Origin of the sequence: Nonomuraea sp. PA05 (assembly GCF_008086045.1) — a bacterium.
Classification (GTDB): Bacteria; Actinomycetota; Actinomycetes; order Streptosporangiales; family Streptosporangiaceae; genus Nonomuraea; species Nonomuraea monospora.
In genome coordinates this window covers 72,691-98,872 of the sequence record NZ_VSEY01000013.1, presented here as the reverse complement: position 1 = coordinate 98,872, position 26,182 = coordinate 72,691, and the positions used below count along the sequence as shown (strand labels likewise).

At 73.7% G+C, this 26,182-nt stretch carries 28 protein-coding genes; 15 read left to right on the top strand and 13 right to left on the bottom strand.

The annotated features are described in order from the left end of the window. Positions 1-11: 11 nt before the first annotated feature. The 4 genes from FXF51_RS60885 to FXF51_RS21435 all read right to left on the bottom strand — a co-directional run bounded on the left by FXF51_RS60885 (position 12) and on the right by FXF51_RS21435 (position 3,799). Positions 12-869 carry a hypothetical protein gene (locus tag FXF51_RS60885; protein WP_187414489.1) on the bottom strand — a complete coding sequence of 286 codons (858 nt, stop codon included), beginning with the start codon at positions 867-869 and terminating at the stop codon, positions 12-14. A 252-nt stretch (positions 870-1,121) separates the two neighbouring features. Further along, complete coding sequence (locus FXF51_RS21445) at positions 1,122-1,460, bottom strand: STAS domain-containing protein (protein ID WP_187414488.1); 339 nt, start codon at positions 1,458-1,460, stop codon at positions 1,122-1,124. Between the two features lie 97 nt (positions 1,461-1,557). Next, positions 1,558-2,970 carry an FAD-dependent monooxygenase gene (locus FXF51_RS21440; RefSeq protein WP_148436311.1) on the bottom strand — a complete coding sequence of 471 codons (1,413 nt, stop codon included), beginning with the start codon at positions 2,968-2,970 and terminating at the stop codon, positions 1,558-1,560. A gap of 94 nt (positions 2,971-3,064) precedes the next feature. Continuing rightward, complete coding sequence (locus FXF51_RS21435; RefSeq protein WP_148436310.1) at positions 3,065-3,799, bottom strand: arginase family protein; 735 nt, start codon at positions 3,797-3,799, stop codon at positions 3,065-3,067. 96 nt (positions 3,800-3,895) lie between these two features. Between FXF51_RS21435 and FXF51_RS21430 the strand changes: the two genes are divergently transcribed. Both FXF51_RS21430 and FXF51_RS21425 read left to right on the top strand, forming a co-directional pair. Then, positions 3,896-4,774 (top strand): LysR family transcriptional regulator, encoded by an 879-nt coding sequence (locus tag FXF51_RS21430; RefSeq protein WP_187414487.1) that lies wholly within the window; start codon positions 3,896-3,898, stop codon positions 4,772-4,774. A 26-nt stretch (positions 4,775-4,800) separates the two neighbouring features. After that, complete coding sequence (locus FXF51_RS21425; protein WP_262379712.1) at positions 4,801-4,959, top strand: SAM-dependent methyltransferase; 159 nt, start codon at positions 4,801-4,803, stop codon at positions 4,957-4,959. Positions 4,960-5,038: 79 nt separating this feature from the next. Here the strand turns inward: FXF51_RS21425 and FXF51_RS21420 are convergent, their stop codons facing one another. The 9 genes from FXF51_RS21420 to FXF51_RS21385 all read right to left on the bottom strand — a co-directional run bounded on the left by FXF51_RS21420 (position 5,039) and on the right by FXF51_RS21385 (position 13,031). Beyond that, complete coding sequence (locus FXF51_RS21420) at positions 5,039-6,430, bottom strand: glutamine synthetase family protein (protein WP_148436307.1); 1,392 nt, start codon at positions 6,428-6,430, stop codon at positions 5,039-5,041. 117 nt (positions 6,431-6,547) lie between these two features. After that, complete coding sequence (locus FXF51_RS21415; RefSeq protein WP_148436306.1) at positions 6,548-7,324, bottom strand: LLM class flavin-dependent oxidoreductase; 777 nt, start codon at positions 7,322-7,324, stop codon at positions 6,548-6,550. A gap of 19 nt (positions 7,325-7,343) precedes the next feature. Further along, positions 7,344-7,496: a hypothetical protein gene (locus tag FXF51_RS60880; RefSeq protein WP_187414486.1), complete on the bottom strand. Its 153-nt coding sequence runs from the start codon at positions 7,494-7,496 to the stop codon at positions 7,344-7,346. Between the two features lie 87 nt (positions 7,497-7,583). Further along, complete coding sequence (locus FXF51_RS21410; RefSeq protein WP_148436305.1) at positions 7,584-9,152, bottom strand: ABC transporter permease; 1,569 nt, start codon at positions 9,150-9,152, stop codon at positions 7,584-7,586. Between the two features lie 31 nt (positions 9,153-9,183). Next, positions 9,184-10,074, bottom strand: a complete 891-nt coding sequence (locus FXF51_RS21405; RefSeq protein WP_148436304.1) for an ABC transporter ATP-binding protein — start codon at positions 10,072-10,074, stop codon at positions 9,184-9,186. Then, positions 10,071-10,700 carry a TetR/AcrR family transcriptional regulator gene (locus tag FXF51_RS21400; protein WP_148436303.1) on the bottom strand — a complete coding sequence of 210 codons (630 nt, stop codon included), beginning with the start codon at positions 10,698-10,700 and terminating at the stop codon, positions 10,071-10,073. The genes FXF51_RS21405 and FXF51_RS21400 overlap by 4 nt, the downstream gene beginning before the upstream one ends. 163 nt (positions 10,701-10,863) lie before the next feature. Then, positions 10,864-11,481, bottom strand: coding sequence for a TetR/AcrR family transcriptional regulator (locus FXF51_RS21395; protein WP_187414485.1), 618 nt, complete (start codon positions 11,479-11,481; stop codon positions 10,864-10,866). Positions 11,482-11,524: 43 nt separating this feature from the next. Beyond that, positions 11,525-12,163: a DUF2306 domain-containing protein gene (locus FXF51_RS21390; protein ID WP_222871395.1), complete on the bottom strand. Its 639-nt coding sequence runs from the start codon at positions 12,161-12,163 to the stop codon at positions 11,525-11,527. A 58-nt stretch (positions 12,164-12,221) separates the two neighbouring features. After that, positions 12,222-13,031 carry a cyclase family protein gene (locus FXF51_RS21385; protein ID WP_222871394.1) on the bottom strand — a complete coding sequence of 270 codons (810 nt, stop codon included), beginning with the start codon at positions 13,029-13,031 and terminating at the stop codon, positions 12,222-12,224. An 86-nt stretch (positions 13,032-13,117) separates the two neighbouring features. Between FXF51_RS21385 and FXF51_RS21380 the strand changes: the two genes are divergently transcribed. The 13 genes from FXF51_RS21380 to FXF51_RS21320 all read left to right on the top strand — a co-directional run bounded on the left by FXF51_RS21380 (position 13,118) and on the right by FXF51_RS21320 (position 26,058). Further along, positions 13,118-13,936: an IclR family transcriptional regulator gene (locus FXF51_RS21380; protein WP_148436302.1), complete on the top strand. Its 819-nt coding sequence runs from the start codon at positions 13,118-13,120 to the stop codon at positions 13,934-13,936. Beyond that, entirely contained in the window at positions 13,933-15,342 is a 1,410-nt protein-coding gene (locus FXF51_RS21375) for a dihydroorotase (protein WP_148436301.1), read from the top strand. The genes FXF51_RS21380 and FXF51_RS21375 overlap by 4 nt, the downstream gene beginning before the upstream one ends. 10 nt (positions 15,343-15,352) lie before the next feature. Continuing rightward, positions 15,353-16,549, top strand: a complete 1,197-nt coding sequence (locus FXF51_RS21370; RefSeq protein ID WP_148436300.1) for a CaiB/BaiF CoA transferase family protein — start codon at positions 15,353-15,355, stop codon at positions 16,547-16,549. A gap of 1 nt (position 16,550) precedes the next feature. Beyond that, positions 16,551-17,330, top strand: coding sequence for an isochorismatase family protein (locus tag FXF51_RS21365; RefSeq protein WP_148436299.1), 780 nt, complete (start codon positions 16,551-16,553; stop codon positions 17,328-17,330). Further along, entirely contained in the window at positions 17,327-18,310 is a 984-nt protein-coding gene (locus tag FXF51_RS21360; RefSeq protein WP_148436298.1) for an LLM class flavin-dependent oxidoreductase, read from the top strand. Before FXF51_RS21365 ends, FXF51_RS21360 begins: the two co-directional genes overlap by 4 nt. Further along, positions 18,307-19,521 (top strand): CaiB/BaiF CoA transferase family protein, encoded by a 1,215-nt coding sequence (locus FXF51_RS21355; protein WP_148436297.1) that lies wholly within the window; start codon positions 18,307-18,309, stop codon positions 19,519-19,521. The genes FXF51_RS21360 and FXF51_RS21355 overlap by 4 nt, the downstream gene beginning before the upstream one ends. Further along, entirely contained in the window at positions 19,518-20,879 is a 1,362-nt protein-coding gene (locus FXF51_RS21350) for an MmgE/PrpD family protein (protein ID WP_148436296.1), read from the top strand. The genes FXF51_RS21355 and FXF51_RS21350 overlap by 4 nt, the downstream gene beginning before the upstream one ends. Then, positions 20,876-21,913: a RidA family protein gene (locus tag FXF51_RS21345; RefSeq protein ID WP_148436295.1), complete on the top strand. Its 1,038-nt coding sequence runs from the start codon at positions 20,876-20,878 to the stop codon at positions 21,911-21,913. Before FXF51_RS21350 ends, FXF51_RS21345 begins: the two co-directional genes overlap by 4 nt. Then, positions 21,910-22,380, top strand: a complete 471-nt coding sequence (locus FXF51_RS21340; protein ID WP_262379711.1) for a MaoC family dehydratase — start codon at positions 21,910-21,912, stop codon at positions 22,378-22,380. The genes FXF51_RS21345 and FXF51_RS21340 overlap by 4 nt, the downstream gene beginning before the upstream one ends. Then, positions 22,362-22,736, top strand: a complete 375-nt coding sequence (locus tag FXF51_RS21335; protein WP_148436294.1) for a MaoC/PaaZ C-terminal domain-containing protein — start codon at positions 22,362-22,364, stop codon at positions 22,734-22,736. The genes FXF51_RS21340 and FXF51_RS21335 overlap by 19 nt, the downstream gene beginning before the upstream one ends. After that, a complete protein-coding gene (locus FXF51_RS21330) occupies positions 22,733-23,857 on the top strand; it encodes an acetyl-CoA acetyltransferase (RefSeq protein ID WP_148436293.1) in 1,125 nt (374 codons plus the stop codon). The genes FXF51_RS21335 and FXF51_RS21330 overlap by 4 nt, the downstream gene beginning before the upstream one ends. Further along, the gene (locus FXF51_RS21325; protein WP_148436292.1) at positions 23,854-24,225 is read left to right on the top strand and encodes a Zn-ribbon domain-containing OB-fold protein; all 372 of its coding nucleotides are present in this window, start codon (positions 23,854-23,856) and stop codon (positions 24,223-24,225) included. The genes FXF51_RS21330 and FXF51_RS21325 overlap by 4 nt, the downstream gene beginning before the upstream one ends. A gap of 123 nt (positions 24,226-24,348) precedes the next feature. Then, positions 24,349-26,058, top strand: coding sequence for an NB-ARC domain-containing protein (locus tag FXF51_RS21320; RefSeq protein WP_148436291.1), 1,710 nt, complete (start codon positions 24,349-24,351; stop codon positions 26,056-26,058). Positions 26,059-26,182 lie beyond the last annotated feature (124 nt).

Genomic DNA, 26,182 nt, shown 5'->3' with positions numbered 1-26,182 from the left:
CACGGATCAGGTCAGGAGGCCGGCGTCGGGGTCTCCGTCGGCTCCTCGGTGGGAGTTTCGGTCGGAGTTTCGGTCGGCGTCTCCGTCGGGGTTTCCGTTGGCGTCTCTGTCGGTGTCTCGGTTGGCGTCTCGGTCGGCGTTTCCGTAGGCGTTTCTGTCGGTGTTTCCGTCGGCGCCGAGGTCGGCGGCTCGGTGGGGACGTCGGTCGGCGTGACCGTCTGGGTCGGGGTGGGGCACGGCGCCGGGGTCTGCCAGTTCGGCACGATCCCCCACCACTGCTTGGCGCGCCGCCACTCGCTCTTGTTCCGCGGGTAGAGCCGGATGGGCTGCGACAGGTCGAGGATGTAGACCGCCCTGGCCGTCTGCCCGTCCGTGGTGGCCGTCACCGACACCCAGCTGTCCTGCGCGATCTGCCGTTCCTCGCCGTCGCGGAGCCGTACCCGGGGCTGACGGGTGGCGTCCTCGATCGTGTACGCCTGCTCGAACCCGTCCTGGCTGCGCACCGTGATGGAGTCGACCGTCAGCGCGGTCACCTGCCCGGTCTGGGTGATCAGCGTGACGGTGCCGCACCCGTCCTTGGTGGCGACCGCGAACTCGCCGTGCATCGTGCCGATGAACGCCAGCGGGTTGATGGGCGGCAGCTGCTCGATGGGGATCGGCGTCGCGGTCGGCGTGGTCGTGGGGATCGGCGTGGTGGTCGGTGCGGTCGGCGTGGTGGTGGGGGTTTCGGTCGGGGACGGGGCCGGGGTGGCGGCGGAGGCCGAAACGGTCACCGCGAGGCCGCTGCCCGCGACGATCGCGATGGTGGCGATCTTCAGGAGATGTTGCGGGATCCGCCTGTGGCGGGGACGTTTTTCGTCCGGCTGCATGGGCGTCACCTGGTCCTCCACGGGTGTCGGTGGGAACGGATCGGGGACGGGAGTCCTCCCCGGCGCATGGCGGCGATCGCCACGGCGGCGTACGAAAAGGGCTGACTCGCGTCGTTGGTCGTAGGCGAACACGTCTGACTACGGCGCCGGCACCGCCAAGTCGGTGGCGTGGATGCCCGGCGCGGGCGCTAGCTCTGGTTGGACGTCGTACGGACTCGACGGGTTCCCGCCGATTTATTGGTACTCGTCCTTTTAGTGGGGTCGCTCCAGCCTCGGCAACTGCTCCGTGTGCTCGCACAGCAGCAGCCGCCCGCCCCTGGCGAGCACCGGCAGGCACAGGCGCGCCGCGTGCGGCGGAGGGCTGACGACGGCGAACAGGTGGCCGCGGTCGTGGGCGCGCCGCCCGGCCCCGAGCAGGACGCTCATCCAGCGGGTGCCCGTCAGCCGGCAGCCGGACAGGTCCACGGCCACCCGCGGATGCCTGTCCACGGCCTGGTCGAGCTGGGCGCGCAGCGCCGGCATCCGCCGGTCGTCGGCGGTGCCGGTGACGCGGACGACGGCCCAGCGGTCGTGCGTCAGAAGGTTCGACATGTAAGCCATGGCTCACTCACCTCACCTTGAGCAGGTGATCGGTCGCGGCCACGCCTCCGGACCCTCCTCATGCGAACACTACCCCTGTGCCGCCCGGCTAGCGGATCACCGGCGGGCCGGCGAGCTCGGTCAGGGCGCGGTGGAGATCGGCGGTGCCGGTGCCCGCCCAGCCCACGTACCCGTCGGGGCGGACCAGCACCAGGGGGCCGCCGGGCTCAGCGGGCGGCTCCACCCGGACCCGGTCCTGCCAGCCGGTGACGTCGGCGTCGCCGACCAGGACGAAGCGGCGCTCGCGCAGCGCCTCGTACAGGCGGTCGCCGCCGGCGAGCGGGAGGTCGCCGGCGCGGGTGCCGACCAGCTCGTGGGCGTGCTCGGGCGCCGGGTAGTGATAGCCGATGCCGGTGAGCTGTCCGGTGATCTTCTTGTGGATCTTGGGGATGGACAGCGCCTGGCGGGCGGCGAAGCCGCGGATGGCGCGCCCGGCGGCCGACTCGATCATGGCGGCCCTGATGAGGGCGCCGCTGCTGCGCAGCACCGACCGGCCGACCGGGTGGCGTTCGGCCTGGTAGGTGTCGAGCAGCGCCTCGGGCGCGCCGCGCAGCACCGCGGCGAGTTTCCAGCTCAGGTTGGCGGCGTCCTGCAGCCCGGTGTTCATGCCCTGGCCGCCGGCGGGGGAGTGCACGTGGGCGGCGTCCCCGGCGAGGAAGACCCGGCCCGTCCGGTACTCGGGCACCTGCCGCTCGTCGCTGTGGAAGCGCGAGAGCCAGCGGGGGTCGTGCATGCCGAAGTCGGTGCCCAGGGCGTGCCGGGTGACCTCGCGCACCTCGTCCAGGTCGAGCGGCGCGTCGTCGGGCACGGAGTGGCGGCGGTCCCAGGCGAAGACCCGGTAGTAGCCGTCGCCGAACGGGGCGACGAACGCGAACGCGTCGCCCACCCCGTTGACGGTCAGCATCTCGGCCGGCTGCTCGGCCACCTTCACGTCGGCGAGCATGATGGACTTCAGCACGGACTTGCCGGCGAAGGGCTGGCCGACGGCCTGGCGCACCGCGCTGTGGTAGCCGTCGGCGCCCACCACGTAGGCGGCGCGGCGCTCGCCGGCCGGGGTGGTGACAGTGACGCCGGTGGCGTCCTGGGTCAGGCCGAGCACCTCGGCGTCGTAGACAATCTCCACGCCCGCCTTCAGCGCCCGCTCCAGCAGCAGGTGCTCCACGTTGTACTGCGGAGTGATCAGCAGGAACGGGAAGCGGCTGGTCAGCGTGCCCAGGTCCACCTCCACCCGCTCGAACAGCCGCACCTTGCTCAGCGCGGCGCCCATGGGCACCAGCCGGTCGGCCAGCCCGCGGGCGTCGAGCTGCTCCAGGGTGCGGGCGTGCACGCCGAACGCGCGGGACAGGTTGGACACCTTGCCGTCACGGCGCTCCAGGACCGTGACCTCGATGCCCGACTCCGCCAGGTCCCCCGCGAGCAGCAGCCCGGTGGGGCCTGCCCCTACGATGATCACCTCGGCCATGACGCCTTCCCTTCAGGTCAACGCTTGTTGGCACAACTTAACCACCGCCTCCGCATCGGTGTCAACGGTTGTTGGCCAACAAGGGTGGGCACCTTCAGGCGGTGCACGCCTCGACCAGCCGGGGGACCAGTTTCCGCAGCAGCTTCTCGTCGCGCGGATCGGCGGGCGCGTACTCGGTGATGCCCAGCCCGGCGATCTCGTGCCGGGCGGCGAGCCCCTCGACGGCCTCGGCGAGAGCCTCAGCGGACAGGCCGTCCGGCTCGGGGTAGCCGACCGAGGTGATCCCGTCCAGCACGTCGAGGTCCACGTGCACGTAGACGACCGCGTCAGGGCCGATGGAGTCCAGGCCGCCGATCCCGGCCCGCTCGATGTGGTCGGCCTCGGCCGGGTCCAGCGCGCGGGTGCCCGCCAGCGCGATCTGGCCGGGGCGCAGAACGGGGGAGCGGACGAGATCGTCGGGGCCCTCGCCCTGCAGCGTGCGCAGGATCATGCCGTGGAAGGCGCCCGAGGGCGAGGACTCCGGGGTGTTCATGTCGCCGTGGGCGTCGAACCAGGCGACGTGCAGCCGGTCGCCGCGCCGGCGCAGCGCGGCCGTGACCGGCTCCAGCTCGACGCCGCAGTCACCGCCGACCGTGACGACGAACCCGTCACGGGGGAGTGCTTCCCGTACCCGGGCGGCCGTCTCCGCGAGGGTGTCACCGGTCCCGACCCGCACGTGCGCGGACGCCCCCGGCACCATCGCCGCCAGCCGGGCGGCCCCTTCGGCCAGCCGGGGGGCGGTGGGCGACAACGATCCCCGCCACTGCGGCACCTCTACAACGGTCAGCATGTCGCTCTCCTCATCAGTGGGTGGACCGACAGTTTCGACCGGACCGAACGGCAACGTCCACTTAGTATTTCTGCACTGATCTATAAGATGTGCTTGATGTTGGATCCGGTCCGGCTGCGCCTGCTGCGCGAGTTCGCCGAGCACGGCACGATGACGGCCGTCGCCGAGGTGTGCGGCCTGACGTCGTCCGCCGTCTCGCAGCAGCTCGCCGCCCTGGAGCGGGAGGCCGGGGTGCCGCTGTTCGAGCGGGCGGGGCGGCGGGTCCGGCTGACCGCCGAGGGGCGGCGGCTCGTCGGGCACGCGCGCGTCGTCCTGAACGCACTGGACGCCGCCGAGCAGGATCTCCGCTCGGCCTCGACGCCGCGAGGGCCGGTCAGCGTGGCCTGTTTCGCCACGGCGGCCGTCGCCCGGCTGCTGCCCGCCATCGCCACGGCCAGAGCCCGCCATCCCGGCCTGCACGTGATCGTGCACGAGCTGGAACCGCGCGAAGCGGTCGAGGCGCTGCGCGCGGGCACGTGCGACGTGGCGGTCGCGTTCACCTACAGCCTGATCCCGCAGGAGCCGCCGGCCGGGGTCACGCGCCGGTTCCTCGGCGTCGAGCCGATGCTGATGGCGCTGCCCGCCGGCCATCCGGCGGCGGCCGGCGAGATCGACCTCCGCGCGCTGCGCGAAGCGCCCTGGATCGCGGGCTCCGAGGGGACCAGCGACCACGAGATGCTCGACCGGGCCTGCGCCCTGGCGGGCTTCCGGCCGAACGTCGTCCACACGGCCGACGACTACGCGCTCGTGCTGCGCATGGTGCGGGAAGGGCTGGGCGCGGGCCTCGTCCCCGAGCTGGTCGCCACCGTGGTCGGCGTCCCCGAGGGGGTGGTGCTGCGGGCCATCGCCACTGTTGAGATCACCAGGACCACGCACGCCCTCATCCGCACCGCCACCCCGGCCGTCAACGCGGTGCTCGACCTGCTCCAGCAGTGAATCTACAATGTAAAGGCGCGGGGTTGGTGCGGCGATTCGTGAAGGCGTTGCCGTCCGGCAGGTTCTTCGAGGGGCTGGAGCTGGTGCCTCCCGGTGTGGTGCCGACGCCGCTGTGGCGGCCGGGGCCGCCGCAGGCGTCGTCGGGCGTGGTCAGTGCGGTGTGCGCGGTGGGGCGCAAGGGGTGAAGGGTCGGTGGAGCCGGCGGTGGGCGTACGTAGGCGCCTGACCAGTAGTCGTGCGAGCCGGTGGCGTAAGCGGGAGTGGTCAGTAGAGCCAGCGGTAGGCGCGGATGACGTCGGCGGGGTCGAGGTCGGCGGCGCGGTTGGCGTCGGAGGTGCGTACGGCGCGGAAGGCGCCGACGATCTCGTCGCCGAGCGCGGCGCGGATGCGGGGGTTGCCCTGGAGTGCGTCGAGTTGCTGTTCGACGGTGGTGGGCAGCCGGTGGACGCCGTGCTGGGCGCGCCGCTGGTCGCTCCAGGTGGCCGGGTCCTCCTGGACGGGGGCGGGCAGGGTGAGGCCGTCCTCGATGCCGGCCAGGCCGGCCGCGATGACGGCGGTGAGGGCGAGGTAGGGGTTGGCGGCGGCGTCGGAGGGCTTGAGCTCGACGTTGGCGTGTTGCGGGCCGAGCAGTGGGGTGGACGGGACGAGGCGGAGCGCGGCTTCGCGGTTCTCCACGCCCCAGCAGGTGTAGGCGCCTGACCAGTAGCCGGGTCGCAGGCGTTGCAGGGAGGAGAGGCTGGGTGCGGTGATGGCGACGATGGCGGGCAGGTCGCGCAGGAGCCCGGCGAGGTAGGCGGCGCCTTCGGGGGTGAGGCCGGCGGGGCCGTCGCCGCCGGACAGGAGGTTGGTGCCGGCGCGGGAGGGTGAGGTGTGCAGGTGCCAGCCGTTGCCGACGTGTCCGGAGGTGACGAGCGGGGCGAAGGCGGCGCGTAGTCCGTGGGCGCGGGCGGCGGCGTGGATGGTCTGGCGGGTGAGGAGCTGGCGGTCGGCGGCGGTGACGGGGTCGGTGGGGGCGATGTTGAGTTCGTACTGGCCGGGGCCGTATTCGCCGTGGAGCTGGCCGATGGGGATGCCGTTGCGGACGAGGTCGCTGAGGAGTTGTTCGGCGAAGGCGTCGACGGCGAGCATTTTGGTGGGGCCGTAGGAGGGGCCGTCGTAGATGGGGTGGGGGTCGTCGTCGGTGTCGCCGGCCGCGCTGAGGTGGAACTCGATTTCGTATCCGGCGCGTAGCTGGATGCCGATCTCGGCGGCCTGGGCGACTTGGCGTTCGAGTGCGGTGCGCTGGTCGTAGGGCCAGGGGGAGCCGTCGGCGGCGACCTGGCGGCCGGGGGCCCAGGCGAAGGCGGGTTGTCCGGCGAGCTGGACGATGCGGTCGGTGACGGGGAACAGGCGGATGTCGCCGGAGGGGGTGCCGAGTGGTGGGTGGTCGAAGGTGATGGTGTCGTGGGAGTCGAAGACGGCGAAGAGCGGGGTGATGCCGAGGCCGCGTTGGGTGGCGGCGGTGAGTTGTTCGATGGGGACGGTGCGTGAGCGGGGGATGCCGTTGTTGTCGGCCCAGGTGATGATGACGCCGACGACGCCCGCTGCGGCGAGGTCGAGGTCGAGGGTGTGGGGGTCGGTTTGCGGTGTGCCTGTGGTGGTGGTGTGGTCGAGCATCGGCATCCCCTTGTCGTGTGCGGCCCGCGTGGCACCTTATAGGTGGCGGGGGCCGGTGCGGGGGATGCCGCGCTCTGTAGTTTTGGCTGGTGGAGGGGTATGTCCCGGGTTGTGTGCTTAGTGGGGTGGGCCGGCGGTGATGGTGGCTCGGGCGTCGTTTACGCCGCCGCGCCACCAGCCCATGGCCTCGATCCACCACGTCATGCCGGCTGCGGTGTAGGCGTCGACGAAGCCGTCGGCGGCGCGTCCTTCGAGGGCGATGTCGTAGCCGTCGAGGGTGCCGCGCTGTTCGCCGAGGAAGTCGACGACGCGGGCGAACTCGTCCGGTGGGACGGGGCGGTCCTGGCCGTAGTCGTGGAAGGTGGGCATGGCGCCGTCCCAGCGGGCGGCTCGGCGGAACCCGGCGCGGGTGGGCCAGCGGCCGGGGATCCAGATGGGGATGCGGGGGTGCTGGACGGGCGTTGGCGGGAGCTCCTGCCACAGCCGGGTGAGGTCGTCGAGGCCGCGGTCGAGTTTGGCGGCGCGGACCTTGAGGTCGGGGTTCTCGTCGAAGTCGGTGTATTCGGTGTCCATGGATCCGAGGCCGGCGCCGAAGACGAGCCGGCCGCCGGAGAGCCGGTCGAGGCTGGCGGTCTCCTTGGCGACGGTCTGGGTGCGGCGTCGTGGGAGTGCCGTCATGAGGATGCCCAGGCGGACGCGGTGGGTGCGGGCGGCGATGGCGGACAGGGTGACGGTGGGGTTGGCGACGGGCCAGCCGGGGTCGTGGTAGAGGAGGTGGTCCCAGAGGTAGACGCCGTCCCAGCCGTGTTCTTCGGCGGTGACGGCGAGTTCGGTGAGGAGGGTCGGGTCGCCGAACTCGCCGACGTTGGGCAGGCCGATCGCGAAGCGCACCATGGATCAAGGTTATGGGTGTTCAGCGGGGGATGAAGCCGCGGTAGACCACGCGTCGCCGCCATAGGACGGGCCACTGGTGGTCTCGGATGCCGTTCAGCACGATGGCGATCATGGCGCCGGTGAGGAAGCCGCCCACGATGAGGCTCATGATGAGCATGAAGGCGATGGCCATCGGAAATTCCCTTCGTCAGAAGTTTAAGTTTGAACTTGGTGGCGTGAACAGCGGCAGGTCACGCGGTATTCCGGCGAAGGGGTCCGTTCAGGCTGTGGGTGCCAGATCGCGGCGGCGCAGCGACGCCAGCCCGGCCGCTGCCAGGCCTGCCGCCAGCACGGTCAGCCCCACCAGTGGCATCACCGGCGACCGGGGCCCGTCCAGCAGCAGCGCGGGCACGTGCACGAACGGCGACAGCGTCAGCACCACCCCATCGGCCAGCTCGAACTCCGCCAGCAGATCCACGGCCAGGAACAGCCCGAGCGCCGTCCAGCTCACCGCCGCCGCCAGCCGGGGCAGCACCCCGAACAGCAGCGTCGCGATCCCGGCCACGGTCCACACCGCCGGCAGGTACGCCAGCGTCGCGACGGTGACCCCTGGGACGTCCCCGCTGGTGAGCCCGGCCGCCGCGCCGAGCACGCCCAGCAGCAGCACGGGGCCGCCGGTGGCGAAGGCGAGGTGGCTCAGCGCCCAGCGCAGCCGGCTGACCGGGGTGGACAGCAGCAGCTCGGCCCGGCCTGCCGCCTCCTCGCCCCGGGCGCGCAGGGCGGAGACCAGCGCGGCTCCGGCTACGAGCTGGCTGAGGACGTACATGACGAAGGTGAAGAACACCTCCGAGACGCGGGCGCCCGGTCCGCCGACGGTCGCGGCCAGCTCCTGGAGCTGCGGCGTGCCGAGCTGGGTGTCCAGGCCGCGGGCCGAGACGCCGAGCAGCGCGCCGAGCAGGCCGAAGCCGATGGCGAAGCCGGTGAGGGTGGTGCGGTGCAGCCGTCCGGCCAGCCCGAACGCGCCTGAGGGGCCGCCGGCGGCGGGTCCTGGGCGGGTGGGGAGGAGGCCGCCCGCGAGGTCGCGGCGGGTGGACAGGGCGTAGGCGGCTGCGACGAGGGCGGTGGTGAAGGCCGCGGCCAGGCTCAGCACCCACCAGTGGTCGCCGGCGTACGGCCTGGTCAGGCGGACCCAGCCGAACGGCGTCAGCCATGCCAGGGCGGGCTCGCCGGTGGTGTCGGCCAGCGCCCGCAGCGCGAACAGGAGCCCGCCGGCGGCGACGGCCAGGCCGCGCGCTGTGCCGGACGAGGCGGTGAGCTGTGCGGTGAGCGCGGCCACCGCGGTGAACGCCCAGCCGCCGGCGGCGGTGGACAGCCCGAACAGCAGGGAGGAGCCGGCGGGCAGGCCTGTGGCGACCAGGCCGGGCACCGACAGCAGGCCCAGCAGCAGGTTGGCGGCCAGGACGACGGTGAGCGCGGCGGTGAGCGGGGCGTGGCGGCCGACGACGCCCGAGGTGAGCAGTTCGCGCCGCCCGGTCTCCTCTTCGGCGCGGGTGTGCCGGGTCACCAGCAGGATGCTGACCAGGCCGCCGATCAGGGCGAGGGACGAGCCGAGCGTCCAGGCGGTCAGGCCGCCGACGCCGGTGGCGTAGATGGCGCCGCGGGTGGCGAGCTGGGCGGGGTTGCTCATGGAGGCGGCGGAGAATGCGTCGCGGGCGGCCTGGTCGGCGTACAGGTCGGTGGTGGCGGCGGCGATGCCGGCGGGGAGCAGCGCGGTGATCGCGATCCACACCGGCAGCAGCACGCGGTCGCGGCGCAGGATCAGCCGGACCAGCGCCAGGGTGCCGGTCATCGGGCGGCCCCCTCGTCGTGCCGCGGGAGGGTCATCGGGTGGCTCTCTCGTAGTGCCGCAGGAACAGCTCTTCGAGGGTGGGCGGGCGGGTCGTGAGCGTGCGCACGCCCGCCCCGGCCAGCTCGGCCAGCACGGCGGTGAGGGCGTCGCCGTCCACCTGGAAGTGCGCGCGGGCGCCGTCGAGGGTCAGGTCGTGCACGCCGGGCAGGGTGGCCAGGCCGGGTGCGGGCCCCGCCAGCTCGGCAGTGACGGAGGTGCGGGTGAGGTGGCGCAGGTCGGCGAGGGTGCCGGTCTCGACGGTGCGTCCGGCGCGGATGATGCTGACGCGGTCGCACAGCGTCTCCACCTCCGACAGGATGTGGCTGGACAGCAGCACGGTGCGGCCGTCGCGCTTCTCCTTCAGGACGCAGTCGTTGAAGACGGCCTCCATGAGGGGGTCGAGGCCGGAGGTGGGCTCGTCCAGGATCAGCAGCTCCACGTCCGAGGCGAACGCGGCGACCAGCGCGACCTTCTGCCGGTTGCCCTTGGAGTAGGTGCGGCACTTCTTGCGCGGGTCGAGCTCGAAGCGTTCGAGCAGTTCGGCGCGGCGTTCGGGGTCGAGGCCGCCGCGTACCCTGCCCAGCAGGTCGATGACCTCGCCGCCGGTCAGCGACGGCCACAGGGTGACGTCGCCGGGCACGTAGGCGAGCCGCCGGTGCAGCTCGGTGGCGTCGCGCCAGGGGTCGCCGCCGAGCAGTTCCGTCCGGCCGCCGTCGGCGCGCATCTGGCCCAGCAGGATGCGGATCGTGGTGGTCTTGCCCGCGCCGTTGGGGCCGAGGAAACCGTGGACCTCGCCGGTGTCGACGGTGAGGTCGAGCCCGTCGAGGGCGCGGGTCCTGCCGAACGTCTTGATCAGGCCGTGGGCGTGCACTGCGGCGTTCATTGTTGTCCTTCGTACTTCTCCAGGCCGGTTCGCGCCTGCTCGAACAGCTCGCGGCCGAGGAACTCGGGTCTGATCAGGTCGAGCTGGGCCTTGCCGACGCGCAGTGCGCCCTGCCGGCCGTAGAGGTCGGTGCCGAGGGCGCGGGAGACGTGCTCGTGCAGCACGGTGAGGCCGAGTTTCATCGCGGTCAGGACGGTGGCGCGGGCGCGGTGGTCGGTCCCGGCGGCGGGGTCGTCGCTGGAGAGGTGTTCCTCGGTGACGGTGACGAGGTCGTCGAACATGGCGGCGGCGGCGGGTGAGCCCTCCACGAGGGCGCGGCCGAGGTACTTCATCAGGGGCGGTGCGGTGCGGTGCACGCTGTCGACGAACTCGGGGTTGCTCAGGTTGCGGTCGGTGACGCCGGCGGCGACCTGGGCGCGGATGTAGGTCAGGACGTACTCGTCGCAGGCCAGCCGGAGGGCCTCCTTGGTGCCGAAGTGGTGTTGCACCAGGCCGGGGGAGACCTTGGCGGCTTCCGCGATGCCGCGGACGGTGGTGGCCTTGACCCCCTGCTCGGCGAAGAGCGTCATGGCGGCGTCGCGGATGCGGGCCCGGGTGGTCAGGTCCTCTTCGGAGATTGGTCGCACGATCAGGATTCTATACAAATGTATTGGAAGCGATGCAAGTGTTCAGTGAGCCTCGCATGTTCGTCACCCCGGTCGAGGACCTCGCCATGCTCGGCAACCGGGACGTCATGGGGGCCCGAGGCTTCTGTACGGGCGCGGCGCTCCTGAACGGGCCTGGGTGCCGCTAGGCGGGCGCGGCGCGTACGCCGACGAGCTTGACCAGGAACCGATCGACCTGCTCGTCCAGCGGCGGCAGCGCCAGCGCGGGCTCGTTGACCCGCATCGACACCGCGCCGTGCACCGCCGCCCGCAGGTCGAGCGCGACCTCGGCGGCGTCCCCGGCCGGGGCGAGCCCCTCGTCCATGCAGCGCCGCACGGCGGCGGTGGTCCGCACGGCCAGCTCCTCCTTGAACGCCAGGTGCATGCGCTGGTTGATGGTGCTCTCGTGCAGCACCTTGTACAGCCCGGCGTGGTCGCGCACCCACGAGCCGAGGTACAGCAGGCGCGCCCGCAGCCGGGCCACCGAGTCGTCCCCGCCGGTCTCGGCGGCCTCCAGGTCGTGCAGCAGGTCGCGGGTGCACTGCTCCAGGGCGGCGAAGACCAGCGCGTCGCGGTCGGCGAAGTGGATGTAGACCGAGGTGGCGGCGATGCCCACCTCGCGGGCGACGGCGCGTAGTGACAGCGCCTCGTCGTCGCGCAGCTCGTCCAGCATCCGCAGCGTGGCGTCGATGATGTCGCGGCGCAGCCGTTCGCCCTGGCCGCGCTTGTTGCGGCCACGGGCGGACGAGGAGGTCGGATCCATGATCCGCATTGTACGCAACGGCCGTTTCCTCACAGGCGTAGCGCTACGCGCGTCGCGACCGCCTGATCAGGGCCTCCGTGACGGCGAGGTTGACGACCCAGCCGAGCACCTGGCCGGCCGGGATCAGGCCGGTGACGCGGTCGGCGATGGAGGCCGCTGTCACGCCGAAGGGGAGCTGTGCCACCAGCATGAGCGGCACCACGATCCGTGAGGTGACGGCCAGGAACGTCAGCGCGTAGTTGCGGATCATCCACTCCCGGTGCCGGGCGAAGTCGCGGCGGAGCGCCGCCCGGTAGGCCAGAGCGCCGGTGACCAGCCACAACACGGCGGGGATGGTCAGGCCGGCCTGCGTGACGAGGCGGCCCGACAGCAGCGCCACCGGGATCCCGGCCAGCGCGGAGGGCAGCACCCCGGCCAGCAGGTAGCAGCGCCCGATCGTGCGGTGGAGGCGGCGCCGCGCCCGTACGGCCGCAATGAACTGCAGCGGGCCCAGCACGAGCGCGACCAGCGCGGTGAAGACGTGCGCCACCAGCAGCGCGTAGTGCGCGCCGCCGCGCATGTCGAGCCTGTTGCCGGCGATGTCCAGCCCGGCGTACGGGGTCACGAGCACGGCGCCGGACACCACCGCGGCGGCCAGCATGACCCACACCTTGCGCGCACCCCTGGCGGGCATCACCTTCATGTGATCAGCATGCGGGCGGCGCGGGGCGCGACGAATCAGCCCGGGGTCGGCACTCGCGCTACACCTGTCGGCGTACGGTCACGGCGAGCGGCCTGACGGGCGCGCCCGTCGCGCCGACCAGCGGCAGCGGGTTGACGATGAGCAGGACCTCGCGGTGGCCGGCGTCCAGCAGCGGCCACAGGCGCATCGTCTCCACGATGTTGATCCCGGCCTCGACCAGGAGGATCCGGTGCACCGGCAGGGTGGCGTGGCCGCGCCCGGCGGGGATGTGCTCGAAGGCGATGCTCTCGCCGCCGACCAGGCGCGGGTGCCGCTCGGCCAGCCAGCGGCCGGCGGCGGCGCCGGGGCCTGGCGCGCCGCCGGACTGGCCGGTGAACAGCTCGCGCTCCGCCCAGTGCCGTGACCAGCCGGTGCCGATCAGCAGCGCCTCGCCGGGCCGCACCGTCAGCCCGTCGGCGGCCCTGTCCAGGTCGGCGGGGGTGATCTCGTAGCCGGGCGGCAGCGCTTGGACGCCGTGCGCGGCGGCCACGTCGAGCAGCACGGCGCGGCCCACGTACGGGTCGAAGGCGTCGATGCCCAGCTCCGTGAACCCGTGGTGGCCCTGCACCGACGCCGCCTGGAGCCCGCCGTGCAGCCTGCCCTCCTGTGAGACGTGGGCCAGCGCGTCGACGTGGGTGCCCACGTGGCCGCCTGTGACGATCACCTCGTTGGCGGCGGACCCGCCGTCGGCGCGCACCATGTCGCCGTGGCGGCGCTCCAGCAGCATCCGGAACGGCACATGGTTGGGCGACTGGGGCATGCCGGTGCGCATCGGCTGGGCCAGGTCGAACACCTCGGCTCCGGCCAGCGCCTCCCACGGAACTTCCACGCGACGACATCCTTCTGGGGTGTTCCAATACGAGGAAAGCTGTTCCAAACTGTACGTCAGGAAGCCGCCGAGGAGTAGGGACTTTCATGCCGACGACCGAGCGCCCCCGGCGCCGCGGCGCGGACGGTGCCAGCCAGACCGTCGCGACCGTCGAGCGCGCGGCCGACGTGCTGGTGCTGTTCGCCGACCCGGCCGCGCGCACCCTCGGCGTGACCGAGATCGCCGAGCGGCTGGAGCTGTCGAAGGCGGCGGTGCACCGGATCCTGGCGTCGCTGCGGCTGCGCGGCCTGATCGACCTGGACGAGCAGAGCAGGCGCTACTCGCTCGGCCTGACCGCGATGCGGCTCGGGCTGGCCTACCTCGACCGGCTGGACCTGCGCAGGCTGGCCGCGCCGGAGCTGGTCGCGCTGTCCACGGCGCTGTCGGAGACGGCCACGCTGTCGATCCGCACCGGGTACGCGCGCGTCTACGTCGACCAGGCCACCCCCAGCCGGGAGGTGATCATGGCGGTGACGCTGGGCGTGCCGTACCCGCTGCACGCGGGCGCGTCGTCGCGGGCGTTCCTGGCGTACCTGGCGGAAGAGGAGATCGACGACTACTTCGCCACGCAGCCGCTGACCCGCCTGACCGAGCGCACGCCCGTCGAGGAGGCCGCGCTGCGCAGGGAGCTGGCGGCCGTGCGGCGGCGCGGCTACGCCCGCTCGCAGGCCGAGCGGCAGCCGGGCTCCGCGTCCGTCGCCGCGCCCGTGCTCGACCACCACGGGCGGCCGGCCGGGGTGATCAGCGTGTGCGGGCCGCTGGAGCGTTTCCGCGCCCAGGAGAAGCGGTGCGCGGCGGCGCTGCTGGAGACCACCCGCCAACTTTCGGCCCGGATGGGCCACACCGCCGCGGAAGGGACACCATGATGCGATACGACCTGCTCGTCAAGGGCGGAACCCTGGTCCTGCCGTACCACGGCGAGGTCCGCGCCGACCTGGCCGTGCGCGGTGGCCGGATCGCCGCCATCGGCGAGGACCTCGACGGCGGCGAGGAGGTGCTGGACGCCACCGGGAAGATCGTGTTACCCGGCGCGGTGGACGCCCACTTCCACCTGGGCATCTACCGCGACCTGGGGGTGGACGCGTTCGAGGAGACGCGCTCCTCCCTGGTCGGCGGGGCCACGACGGTGCTGTCCTACTTCAGGACCGGGCAGCACTACCTCGGCAAGACCGGCCCGTACGGCGTGATCCTGCCCGAGGTGCTGGCCGCGGTCGCCGGGCGCGCCTGGACCGACTACGGCTTCCACCTGGCGCCGATGACCTCCGGCCAGATCGACGAGATCCCCGCCCTGGTCGCCGAGCACGGCGTCACCTCGTTCAAGTACTACATGTTCTACAAGGGCTTCGACCTGGCGGCCAACAGCCGCGACGCGCGGGCGTTCACCATGAGCGACGAGTACGACCTCGGCCACCTGTACCTGATCATGGAGAAGCTGGCCGGGACGCAGGCCGCCCACCCCGGCCGGCGGCTGTCGCTGAGCCTGCACTGCGAGCAGTCGGAGCTGATGCGCGTCTTCATCGACCGCGTCCGCGCCGGCGGCGGCCCCCAGAACCTGCGCGCCTACGCCCAGGCCCGCCCGCCGCTGACCGAGCAGCTCGCCATCGCCGAGGCGGCCGTGCTCGTCGGGCACACCGGCGTCGAGGTCAACCTGCTGCACCTGTCGAGCGCCGAGGCGCTGGAGGCGGCCGCTCGCACCCCGGCCAGGCGCGAGACCACCCTGCACCACCTGTGCCTGGACCACGACGACCTGGACGCGCGCGGCGGCCTGGGCGGCAAGGTCAACCCGCCCATCCGCACCCGCGAGCACAACGAGGCGCTGTGGGCGGGCGTCGCGGACGGGCGGATCGACTGGGTGGCCTCCGACCACGCCTGCTGCATGGAGGAGCACAAGGGCGAGGACCTGTGGCCGGCGCGGCCCGGGTTCGGCGGCACGGCGCTGCTGTACCCCGTGCTGTTCTCCGAAGGGCACCTGCGGCGCGGGCTGCCGCTGACCAGGATCGCCGAGGTCGCCGCCGCCAACCCCGCCCGCGCCTTCAACCTGTGGGGCCGCAAGGGCGGCCTCGGGGTCGGCTTCGACGCCGACCTCACCGTCCTGGACCCGGAGCTGAGCAGGACCGTCAGCACCGACCTGCTGCTGTCGGGGCAGGACCACTGCCCGTTCGAGGGCGTCCGGGTGACCGGCTGGCCGGTGACCACGGTCGTCGGCGGCCGGGTGGCCTTCCACGAGGGCAAGACCGCGGGCGAGCCGTCGGGCTCGTACCTGCACCGCTGAGGGAGTGGAGATGGGCGCGCTGCCCCTGGACGACGTGCGCGTCGTCGAACTCGGCCAGCTCCTGGCCGGCCCGTTCTGCGGGCAACTGCTCGGCGACTTCGGCGCCGAGGTGATCAAGGTGGAGGACCCGGGGCGCGGCGACCCGATGCGCCAGTGGGGCAGGGAGAAGCCGTACGGGCGGTCGCTGTGGTGGCCGGTGGTGGCGCGCAACAAGAAGTCCGTCACCTGCGACCTGCGCACCCCGGAAGGCCAGGACCTGGTCAAACGCCTGCTGGCCGGGGCGGACGTGCTGCTGGAGAACTTCCGGCCAGGCACCCTGGAACGCTGGGGCATGTCGCCGGAGGAACTGCACGCGATCAACCCGCGGCTGGTGATCACGCGGGTGACCGGCTTCGGGCAGACAGGCCCGTACGCGCCGCGCGCCGGATACGGGTCGATCGGCGAGGCGATGGGCGGCATCCGCCACGTCACCGGCGACCCCGACAGGCCGCCGTCGCGGGCCGGGATCTCGCTCGGCGACTCCCTGGCCGCCACGCACGCCTGCGTCGGCACCCTGGTCGCGCTGCACCAGCGCGAGCGCAGCGGCCGGGGCCAGGTCGTCGACTCGGCCATCTACGAGGCCGTGCTGGCCATGATGGAGTCGTTGCTGCCCGAATGGCAGCAGGCCTCCTACCAGCGCGAACGCACCGGCCCCGTGCTGCCGAACGTCTCGCCCAGCAACGTGTACCCGACCGCCGACGGCGAGGCCGTCCTCATCGCCGCCAACCAGGACAGCGTCTTCGCCCGCCTGGCCCGCGTCATGGACCGCCCCGAGCTGGCCGCCGACCCCCGCTACGCCACCCACGGCGCGCGCGGCGAGCACATGGCGGAGCTGGACGCGCTCGTCGCCGCCTGGACGGCGAAGCTGCCCGCCGAGGACCTGCTGCGCACGCTGCACGAGGGCGGCGTCCCCGCCGGGCGCATCTACACGGCCAAGGACATGTTCGCCGACCCGCACTTCGCCGCCCGCGAGGCCATCGTGCGGGTGCCGCACCCCGAGTTCGGCGAGCTGGCCATGCAGAACGTCGTGCCGAAGCTGTCGGACACCCCCGGCGCGGTCCGCACCGCCGGGCCCGCCCTGGGCCAGCACAACGACGAGGTCTACGGCGGGCTGCTCGGCCTGCCGGAGGAGGAGCGGGCCGCGCTGCGCGAGAAGGGGATCATCTGACATGCGCGCCGACCCCCACACCGGCCCCCAAGCCGGCCCCCACACCGACCCCCACACCGACCCCCAAGCCGGCCCCCACGCCGACCCCTACGACGGCGTCCTGCCGTTCGGCGAGCGGCCCGCGCTGATCCTCGTGGACCTCATGGCCGCCTACTTCGAGCCGGACGGCGGCCTCTACGTGGGCTCGCGCGACTGCCTGCGCTCGGCCGCGCGCGTGCTGGCGGCGGCCCGCCGGGCGGGCGTGCCCGTCCTGCACACCCGCGTCGCGCACACCCCCGGCGGGCTCGACGGCGGCCTGTTCTACCGCAAGGCGACGCCGCTGCGCGACCTGCACGGCCCCGCCGGGCGGCTCATGCCCGAGGTCGCGCCGCAGGAGGGCGAGGTGGTCGTCGTCAAGCAGTACGCCAGCGCGTTCTTCGGCACCACCCTCGCCTCCACCCTCACCGCGCTGCGCGTGGACACCCTGGTCATCGCGGGCGTGTCCACCAGCGGCTGCGTGCGGGCCAGCGCCGTGGACGCCGTCCAGCACGGCTTCGTGCCGATCGTGGTGCGCCAGGCCGTGGGCGACCGCACGCCCGCCTCGCACGAGGCCAGCCTGTACGACATCCAGGCCAAGTACGGCGAGGTGTGGGAGGAGCAGGCCGTGCTCGACCGGCTCGCCCCCCTCGACCGGCCCTCGCTCGACCGGCCCTCGCCCGACCGGCCCTCGCCCGACCGGCCCTCGCTCGACCGGCCCGAGCCACTTGACCGGCCCGAGCCACTTGACCGGCCCGAGTCGTGAGGATCACCTACGGCCCGTGGGGGGAGACGCTGGCGGAGCTGGCCGCCGCCGCCCGGGCCGCCGAGCAGGCAGGCGCCGAGGTCGTCTGGGTGCCCGAGCTGCACCGCAGCGCCACCGTCAGCGCCGCCGCCGTCGCCGGCGCGCTGACCCGCGCGGGCGTCGGCACCGCCGTCACGCTCGCCTTCACCCGCAGCCCCCTGGTGACCGCGCTGGAGGCGCTCGACCTGGACGAGCTGACCGGCGGCCGGCTCGTCCTCGGCCTGGGCACCGGCACCCGGCGGCTCAACGAGGACTGGCACAACGTGGCCTGGGACCGGCCGCTCACCCGGCTGCGCGAGACCGTCGAGGTGATCCGCGCCGTCGTCGCCGGCGGGCCGATGGCGTACGAGGGGGAGTGCCAGCGCCTGCACGCCCCCGGCTTCCGGCGGCCCTACGAGCCGGTCCGCACCCGCGTCCCCATCTACCTGGCCGCCGTCGGGCCGCAGCTCACCAGGCTGGCCGGCCGCATCGGCGACGGCTGGCTCTCCCACGAGCTGTGCTCGCCCGCCTACCTGCGCGAACGCGTCCTGCCGAACCTGAGCGCGGGCCTGGACGGCCGCGACAGGAAGGAGTTCGACGTGGTCGTCTCCGCCTGCTGCTCCCTCGACCCCGACCCGGCCGCCGCCCGCCGCCGCGCCGCCGGCACGCTCGCCTTCTACGCCGGCGTCGCCACCTACCGGGACTTCTTCGCCTTCCACGACCTGGCCGCCGAGCACGCCGCCGCCGTCGCCGCCTTCCGCGCCGGCGAGCGGCCCGGCGTGCCGGACCACATGATCGACCCGCTGGTCCTGGCGGGCACGCCCGACCAGGTGGCCGGGCGGCTGGCCCGCTACGAAGGGCTGGCCGACACGGTCAAGCTCACCCCGGCCGTGCACGGCAACACGCCCGGGCAGATCCGCCGGAACCAGGCCCGCATCATCGAGCTGATCGGACAGTTATGAGACCGCTGGAGGACGTCAGAGTCGTCAGCCTGGAGCAGTACGGCGCCGGACCGTTCGGCAGCGTGCACCTGGCCGACCTCGGCGCCGAGATCATCAAGATCGAGGACCCGCGCGCCGGCGGCGACGTCGGCCGCTATGTCCCTCCTTACGCGGATGAGGAGGACTCGTTGTTCTTCGAGACCTTCAACCGCAACAAGAGATCCATCTCGCTGGACCTGTCCGTCCCGGCCGGCCGCGCGGTCTTCGAGGACCTCGTCCGGCACGGCGACGCCGTCTACTCCAACCTGCGCGGCGACGTGCCCGCCAAGATGCGGCTGCGCTACGCCGACCTCAAGCACCTCAACCCGCGCGTCGTGTGCTGCTCGCTGACCGGCTTCGGCATGACCGGGCCGCGCGCGGCCGAGCCCGGCTACGACTACATCCTCCAGGGCCTGGCCGGCTGGATGGACCTGACCGGCGAGCCGTCGGGGCCGCCCGCCAAGTCGGGGCTGTCCCTGGTCGACTACTCCGGCGGGCTCGTCGCCGCCATCGCGCTGCTGGCCGGGGTGCACGCCGCCCGCCGCGACGGCACCGGCATGGACTGCGACCTGTCCCTGTACGACACCGCCATCGGCATGCTCACCTACGTCGGGACGTGGGCGCTGAACACCTCCTACGTCCCGGCGCGCACCGCGTCCTCGGCCCATCCGTCGCTGGTGCCGTTCCAGAGCTTCGAGGCCGCCGACGGGTGGCTGGTCGTGGGGTGCGCCAAGGAGAAGTTCTGGCAGCGGCTGGCGGCCATCCTCGACCGGGAGTCGCCCGGCGCCGGCTTCGCCGCCGATCCCCGCTACGCCACCTTCGCCACGCGCCGCCTGCACGCCGGGGACCTGCTGCCCCGGCTGGCCGCGATCTTCCGCGGCAGGGACGTGGCGGGGTGGCTGGCCGAGCTGCGGGCGGTCGGCATCCCCTGCGGGCCGGTCAACGACGTGCACCAGGCTCTGCGCGAGCCGCACACCGCCGCCAGGGAACTGGTCGTGGAGACCGCCCATCCCCGGTACGGGACGGTGCGGCAGCTCGCCTCGCCGGTGCGGGTGGGGCAGGAGCCCGCCGAGCACCGGCGGGCGCCGGGACGGGGGGAGCACACGGAGGAGGTCGTGCGGGGGCTGCTCGGCTACCCGGCGGAACGCTTCGCGGAGCTGCGCGCGGCGGGCGCCTTCGGGGACAGCCCATGACGGCCCCGAGCAGTGCCTCCCCGGGCAGTGCTGCCCCGACCCAGGCCGCCAGGCTCGCGTCCTGGGCGCTCGGCCTCACCCTGGACGCGGTCCCCGAGCCGGCCGTGGCGGCGGCGAGGCGGCACCTGATCGACGGGTTCGGCTGCGCCATCGCCGGAGCCCCGCACGCGGCGCCCGCCGTGGAGGTGGCGCTGGGCCTTGGCGGCCCACCGCAGGCGACCGTCATCGGAACCCGGCACCGCGTCGGCGCCCCGGCGGCGGCGCTGGCCAACGGCACCCTCGTGCACGCGCTCGACTTCGACGACACCCACGCGGGCGGCCTCGTCCACGCGACCGCGCCGGTGCTGGCGGCCGCGTTCGCGGTGGGCGAGGAGACCGCCGCCACCGGCGAGGAGGTGCTGGTGGCGGCGCTGGCCGGATACGAGACGATCTGCCGGCTGGGCGCCGCCGTGCCGCACGGCTTTCACGCGCGCGGGCTGCACGCCACCTCCGTGTGCGGCGTCCTCGCCGCCGCCCTCGTCGCCGCCCGCCTGTACGGGCTGACGCCGCCGCAGGCGGTCGACGCGCTCGGCATCGCGGGCAGCCAGGCGGGCGGGCTGCTGGAGTTCCTCAGCACCGGCGCCGACACCAAACGGCTGCACCCCGGGCTGGCCGCGCACTCAGGGATCCTCGCCGCCCGCCTGGCCAGGGCAGGCGCCACCGGCCCCGGCACGGTGCTGGAAGGCGAGCACGGGCTGTACGGGGCGCTGCTCGGCGAGGCGGGGCTGCGGCCGGCGGCCGGGCTCGGCGAGGTGTGGGAGGTCACCCGGATCACGATCAAGCCGTATCCCGCCTGCCAGCTCCTGCACGCCGCCCTCGACGCCGCCGCGACCGTCCCCTCCCCGCAGGACGTCGAGAGCGTCGTGGCCGAGGTGCATCCCGACGCGGCGGCCATCGTCTGCGGGCCGGGCAAGGAGCGGCCGCGCACGCCGTACGAGGCGAAGTTCAGTCTTGCGTGGAGTGTGGCGGCGATGCTGCTCGACGGCGAGGTGGGCGTGCGCACCTACGAGCGGGTGGACCGGCCGGAGGTGGCGGCGCTGGCGGCGCGGATCACGCACGAGGTGGTCGCCTTTCCCGGCGTCGCGGCCGACCAGCCGGGGCGGCTGCGGGTGCGGTACGCGGACGGCGGAGGGGCGGTCGCGCAGGTGCCGCGCAGCTCGGGCGGGCCCGGTGATCCGGGGATCGACGAGTTGGCCCGGCGCAAGGCGCTGGCCGGTGGGCTGCCCGTCGCGGTGGTCGAGCGGTTGCTGCGGCTGCAGGAGCTGCCCGGGGTGACGACGTTGATGGCCGGGCTCGCGGCCGGACGGGAGGTTCGATGAACGACCGGCAAGAGGACGGCGCGCCGGTGGGCGTGTCCGTCGCGCATGGCACCGTACGGCTGCCCGCGCTGCCCGCCCCCACGGCGGCCGAGGCCTACGCGCGGGCCGCGTCGGTGCTCGCACGGAACGGGCTGAGCGGCGACGACGTGGTGCACGTGGTCGAATACGTCACCCCGGGCAGCGTCGCCGAAGCGGCGGGATTCGGCGCGGTCACCGTGTCCAGGGTGCCGGTCGAGCGGCTGATCGCCCCGCACGACCGCGTCGCCGTCGAGGTCACCGCCCACCCCGGCGGCGGCCACCGCATCCCCACCCCCGCAGGCGTCGTCACGATCGCCGGCGACATCGTCCACCTCCCGACCACCCTGCCCGCCGACCTGACAGCGCCCTTCCGCGACCAGTACCGCTCCTGCCTCGAAACAGCCGCCCGCCTGCTGGAGGCGGCGGGCACCGGCCTGCACGCCCTGGTCCGCACCACCGACTACACCGCGACCGCCACCCGCGCCGACTACCCCCGCTGCGGCCGGCCCCGCAAGGAACTGCTCGGCGGCGGCGAGGGCGGCTACCCCGGCGCGGCCGGCATCCTCGTCGACCACCCGGTGGCCGAGGGGGCGATGGTGTCGCTCGACGCGCTCGCCTCCCTGCACCCCCTGCGCGGCGTCAACCCCGGCTGGACCCGCTACGACACGCTCACCTACCAGCCGGGCGTCGCGGCCGGCGACACGCTGTTCATGTCGGGTTTCGGCGCGCTCGACCCGGTCACGCAGCAGGCGGTGTCCGGCGGCGACCTGCTCGCGCAGGCCGACCACGTCTACACCGCCATCGAGGCGGTGCTGCGCGAGGCCGGGCTGGCGGGCGAGGCGGTGGTGCGGCTCGTCGAGTACGTCACGCCCGCCGCCCTGCCCCGCTACCACGAGCTGGACGGGTTACGCGAACGCCGCTTCCCCGGCGCCCACGCCCGCACCTCGGTGGTCTGCTCGGCCCTGCTGCGCCCGGAGTTCCTCATCGAGGTCGTCCCGACGGCGGTGTTCCCGTGAATATCGACGAGCTCAAGGCGATGGTCGGCCGGGAGGTGTCGTACACCGCGCCGGAGGAGCTGGGCCGCGCCGCGCTGCGTTACTTCGCGCAGGCGGTCGGCGACGACAACCCGCTCTACACCGACGACGCCTACGCCCGCGAGCACGGCTACGACGGCGTCGTCGCCCCGCCCACGCTGATCTGCGAGACCAACCAGTACACCGGGCTGCCCAGGGACGCCGACGGCTCCGCCGGCCACTCCTGGCACCTGGACGTGCCCGGCGCCCGGCTGGTGCGCGGCGGCAACGCCTACGAGTTCCACCAGCCGGTACGCCCCGGCGACGTCATCACGGCCACCTGGCGCGTCCAGGACGTACAGGAGAAGGCGGGCAAGCTCTTCGTGACCTCCCGCGCCACCTACCGCAACCAGCACGGCGACCTGCTGGCGGTCAACGAGGAGACGCTGATATGGATCCCGGCACGCTGATCCCGCCGCTGCTGCGCCGCATCGAGCTGCCCGACATGATCGCCTACGCGGGCGCCACCTGGGACTGGCACCGGCTGCACTACGCCCCCGAGGGCCTGGACCGGCCGGTGGTGGACGGCCAGCTCTTCGGCGCGCTGCTGGCCGAGCAGCTCCAGAACTGGCTGGGCCCGCGAGCCCGCGTCGTCCGGTTGCGCTTCCGGTTCAGGAGCATGGTGTTCGCGGGGGAGACCGTCCGCTGCACCGGGCGCGTCACCGGCCACGACGGCGGGCTGATCACCGTCGAGCAGCAGGTCGAGGTGGTCGAGGACGGCAGGGTGGCGGTCGCGCCCGCCGGGGCGGAGGTGCGGCCGGGATGAGCGTCGCCATCGTGGGTGCCGCCGAGTCCGACCTCGGGGTCACCGGCAAGTCCATCCTGCACCTGCAGGCCCAGGCCATCACCGGGGCGCTGCGGGACGCCGGGCTCCCGCTCGGCGCGATCGACGGCCTGGCCACGGCCGGGGCCTCGCGCTTCTCGGCCGCGCAGGTCGCCGAGTACCTGGGCATCCAGCCCGCCTGGACGGACTCCACGTTCGCCGGCGGGTCGGCCTTCGAGATGTACGTGGCGCGCGCCGTCCAGGCCATCGAGGCGGGCCAGTGCACCACGGTGCTGATCAGCTACGGCTCCGACCAGCGCAGCGCCCGGTCGCGCTCGCTGGCGGGCGTGGTCGAGCCGCACACGCCGCAGGCCGAGTTCGAGGCGCCGTACGGGCCGCTGTACCCGGTGTCGTACTACGCGATGGCCGCCCAGCGGTACCTGCACGAGCGCGGGGCCCGCCGCGAGGACTTGGCCGAGGTGGCGGTCGCCGCCCGCGAGTGGGCGCTGCTGAACCCCAAGGCCTACCGCCACCGGGCGGGCCCGCTCACCGTGGAGCAGGTGCTCGCCCAGCCGATGATCTCCAGCCCGCTCACCGCCCTGGACTGCTGCCTGGTCACCGACGGCGGCGCCGCCCTCGTCCTCACCACCCTTGAACGCGCCCGCGACCTGCGCCAGGACCCCGTCGTCGTGCTCGGGTACGGTGAGTCCACCACCCACGACGGCATGGCCGCCCCGGCGGACCTGCTGCGCACCGGCACCATCGCGGCGGGGCGGCGCGCCTTCGCCCGCGCGGGGCTCGGGCCGCGCGACGTGGACGTGGCCCAGCTCTACGACTCCTTCACCATCACCGTCCTGCTCACCCTCGAAGGGCTCGGGTTCTGCGGGCCGGGCGAGGCGGGCGACCTCGTCCGGTCCCGGCGGCTGCCGTTCAACACGACGGGCGGCGGGCTGTCGTACTGCCACCCCGGCATGTACGGCCTGCTCCTGCTGGTGGAGGCGGTCCGGCAGGTGCGCGGGGAGTGCGGGCCGCGCCAGGTCCCCGGGGTGGAGGTCGCGCTCGCACACGGCGTCGGCGGGATCCTCTCCACCCACGCCACCGTGCTGCTGGGAGCCGACCGATGAGCGACGACCTCACCGCGCCCTGGTGGGCGGCCACCCGCGAGAGCCGGCTGCTCCTCCAGTCCTGTACGGGCTGCGGCCACCTCCAGCACTACCCGCGCGCCCTGTGCACCGGCTGCGGTGGCACCGACCTGGCCTGGCACGAGTCGGCCGGGCTCGGCGCCGTCGACTCCTTCACCGTGGTGCACCGGCCGCCGTCACCGGGGTGGCCGGTGCCGTACGTGGTGGCCAGGGTCAGGCTCGACGAGGGGCCGGTGCTGCTGACGCACCTGATCGGGGACACCGAGTGGCGCTGTGACCAGCGTGTCCGGCTCGCCTGGCGGGACCTGGACGACGGCCGCCGCCTGCCGGTCTTCGAGCGCGACGGCTGAGGGGCGGGTCGCGGTCCCTGGGCCCACTTGCCTGATTCGTCCGCTTGAGTCGTGTGTGAGCGGCTACAGTCGATCTTTCATCGGCGCGGACGATCAGGGCAAGAGGTCGCATTGGGGACGCACATGTGGTTCGAGCAGGCGCACACCGCCCCGCCGCCCCTTGAACCGGAAGCCCCTGCCGTGTCGCCCGCCGTGTCGCCCGCTGTGTCGTCGGCTGTGGTGCCCAGGCAGTTGCCGGCGGTGTGCGGGCAGCCGTTCGAGGGGCGGGAGGCGGAGCTGAGCCGGCTCGACGAGGTGCTGTCGCCGGACGGCACGGAGCTGGGCGGGCTCGGCCGAACCCCGTCGCCGGACGGCGCCGCGGCGGTGGTCGTGATCGTCGGGACCGGCGGCGCCGGCAAGACGTCGCTGGCCCTGCACTGGGCCCACCGCAACGCCGGTCTCTTCCCGGACGGGCAGCTCCACGTCAACCTGCGCGGCTCCGACCCCGTGACCCCGCCCGTGACGGCAGAGGACGCGGTGCGCGGCTTCCTGGCCGCGCTCGGCGCCGACCCCCGCACCCTGCCCTCCGCACCCGAGGCCCAGGCCGCGCTGTACCGCCGCATGACGGCCGGGCGCCGCATGCTCGTCCTGGTCGACGACGCCGCCTCCGTCGAGCAGGTGGAGCCGCTGCTGCCCGGCACCGCCTCCAGCGCCGTCCTGGTCACCAGCCGCCGGTCTCCGGACGGGACGGTTGCCGGGCGGGTGCTGCCGCTGGAAGGGCTGAGCGAGCAGGAGGCGTCGCGGCTGCTCGTCCGCACCGTCGGCGCCACCCGTCCCCACGCGGTCCGTGACCTCCTGCGCCACTGCGCCGGCCTGCCACTGACGCTGGCCCTCGTCGCGGCCCGGCCCCACCTGCCCCCGGACGCCCTCACCTCCGCACCACGCACCACCACCACCACCCGCCTGAACACACCAGCCCCCGGCGAGGCGACCCCCGGCCCGCACGGCGCCGCCCCCGGCGGGCACGACGCCCCCGGCCCGCACGACGCCGCCGCCTCCCGCGTGCACCGCGAGATCACTTCCAGCCTGCGCGCTGCCCTCGACGCCTCCTGCCTGACCCTCGCCGAGGACGCCAAGCGCTTGTTCCTGGCCCTCGGCCCGGCACCGGTGCCCGACGTCGGCCTCGCCGCGGCGGCCTCGCTGGCCGCCGTCCCCGCCGCCCGCACCCGTACCCTCATGCGCCTGCTGGAGGCCGCGCACCTGGTGACCCAGCACCGGCCGGGCCGCTACCACCTGCACAACCTGACCCGCCTGTACGCGATCGAGCAGGCCGACCCCGCCTCCTCGGCCACCGCGCTGAGCCGGCTGATCGACCACTACCTGCACACGGCCCACCGCGGCCGGCTCACCCTGGCTCCGCACAGCCGCCCGATCCCCCTGAACCCACCCGCCCACGGCGTCGACCTCACCCCGCTGACGACCGAGCAGGACGCCCTGGAGTGGTTCGACGCGGAACACGACTGCCTGCTGTCCCTCCTGCGCTGGACCGCCGACCAGGACCGCAACGAGGACGCCTGGCGGATCGCCTGGTCGATGGACGAGATGCTCCGGCGCCGCGGCCACGTGCGCGAGCGCGTCCAGGTCTGGCAGACCGCCGTGTTCGCCGCGGAACGCCTCGGCGCCGCCGACGTCCAGTGCCTGGCCTACCGCCACCTCAGCCAGGCGCACGCCCGAGCGGGTGACCCCGCCGCCGCCCTGCCCGCCCTGCACCGGGCGCTGGCACTCGACGAGCACCTCCGCAGCCGGCCCCGCCTGCCGGGATCCGCACCCGCCAGGCGTCATCTCGTGGGGTGAGCGGGCGCGCTCCGCCCGCAGCGGGCCACCTCCATGCGCTGGGCGAAATCCGCCTACTTGGTAGGTAATCGACAGGTATGGGCGATGCAGGGCTGAATGATGGTCATGAACGTGAAGCGAAACC

Bases quoted from the DNA above. Each gene is read 5' to 3' on its own strand.
- FXF51_RS60885 (WP_187414489.1), bottom strand. From the start codon at position 869: ATGCAGCCGGACGAAAAACGTCCCCGCCACAGGCGGATCCCGCAACAT.
- FXF51_RS21445 (WP_187414488.1), bottom strand. From the start codon at position 1,460: ATGTCGAACCTTCTGACGCACGACCGCTGGGCCGTCGTCCGCGTCACC.
- FXF51_RS21440 (WP_148436311.1), bottom strand. From the start codon at position 2,970: ATGGCCGAGGTGATCATCGTAGGGGCAGGCCCCACCGGGCTGCTGCTC.
- FXF51_RS21435 (WP_148436310.1), bottom strand. From the start codon at position 3,799: ATGCTGACCGTTGTAGAGGTGCCGCAGTGGCGGGGATCGTTGTCGCCC.
- FXF51_RS21430 (WP_187414487.1), top strand. From the start codon at position 3,896: ATGTTGGATCCGGTCCGGCTGCGCCTGCTGCGCGAGTTCGCCGAGCAC.
- FXF51_RS21420 (WP_148436307.1), bottom strand. From the start codon at position 6,430: ATGCTCGACCACACCACCACCACAGGCACACCGCAAACCGACCCCCAC.
- FXF51_RS21415 (WP_148436306.1), bottom strand. From the start codon at position 7,324: ATGGTGCGCTTCGCGATCGGCCTGCCCAACGTCGGCGAGTTCGGCGAC.
- FXF51_RS60880 (WP_187414486.1), bottom strand. From the start codon at position 7,496: ATGGCCATCGCCTTCATGCTCATCATGAGCCTCATCGTGGGCGGCTTC.
- FXF51_RS21410 (WP_148436305.1), bottom strand. From the start codon at position 9,152: ATGACCGGCACCCTGGCGCTGGTCCGGCTGATCCTGCGCCGCGACCGC.
- FXF51_RS21405 (WP_148436304.1), bottom strand. From the start codon at position 10,074: ATGAACGCCGCAGTGCACGCCCACGGCCTGATCAAGACGTTCGGCAGG.
- FXF51_RS21395 (WP_187414485.1), bottom strand. From the start codon at position 11,481: ATGGATCCGACCTCCTCGTCCGCCCGTGGCCGCAACAAGCGCGGCCAG.
- FXF51_RS21390 (WP_222871395.1), bottom strand. From the start codon at position 12,163: ATGAAGGTGATGCCCGCCAGGGGTGCGCGCAAGGTGTGGGTCATGCTG.
- FXF51_RS21380 (WP_148436302.1), top strand. From the start codon at position 13,118: ATGCCGACGACCGAGCGCCCCCGGCGCCGCGGCGCGGACGGTGCCAGC.
- FXF51_RS21375 (WP_148436301.1), top strand. From the start codon at position 13,933: ATGATGCGATACGACCTGCTCGTCAAGGGCGGAACCCTGGTCCTGCCG.
- FXF51_RS21370 (WP_148436300.1), top strand. From the start codon at position 15,353: ATGGGCGCGCTGCCCCTGGACGACGTGCGCGTCGTCGAACTCGGCCAG.
- FXF51_RS21365 (WP_148436299.1), top strand. From the start codon at position 16,551: ATGCGCGCCGACCCCCACACCGGCCCCCAAGCCGGCCCCCACACCGAC.
- FXF51_RS21355 (WP_148436297.1), top strand. From the start codon at position 18,307: ATGAGACCGCTGGAGGACGTCAGAGTCGTCAGCCTGGAGCAGTACGGC.
- FXF51_RS21350 (WP_148436296.1), top strand. From the start codon at position 19,518: ATGACGGCCCCGAGCAGTGCCTCCCCGGGCAGTGCTGCCCCGACCCAG.
- FXF51_RS21345 (WP_148436295.1), top strand. From the start codon at position 20,876: ATGAACGACCGGCAAGAGGACGGCGCGCCGGTGGGCGTGTCCGTCGCG.
- FXF51_RS21335 (WP_148436294.1), top strand. From the start codon at position 22,362: ATGGATCCCGGCACGCTGATCCCGCCGCTGCTGCGCCGCATCGAGCTG.
- FXF51_RS21330 (WP_148436293.1), top strand. From the start codon at position 22,733: ATGAGCGTCGCCATCGTGGGTGCCGCCGAGTCCGACCTCGGGGTCACC.
- FXF51_RS21325 (WP_148436292.1), top strand. From the start codon at position 23,854: ATGAGCGACGACCTCACCGCGCCCTGGTGGGCGGCCACCCGCGAGAGC.
- FXF51_RS21320 (WP_148436291.1), top strand. From the start codon at position 24,349: ATGTGGTTCGAGCAGGCGCACACCGCCCCGCCGCCCCTTGAACCGGAA.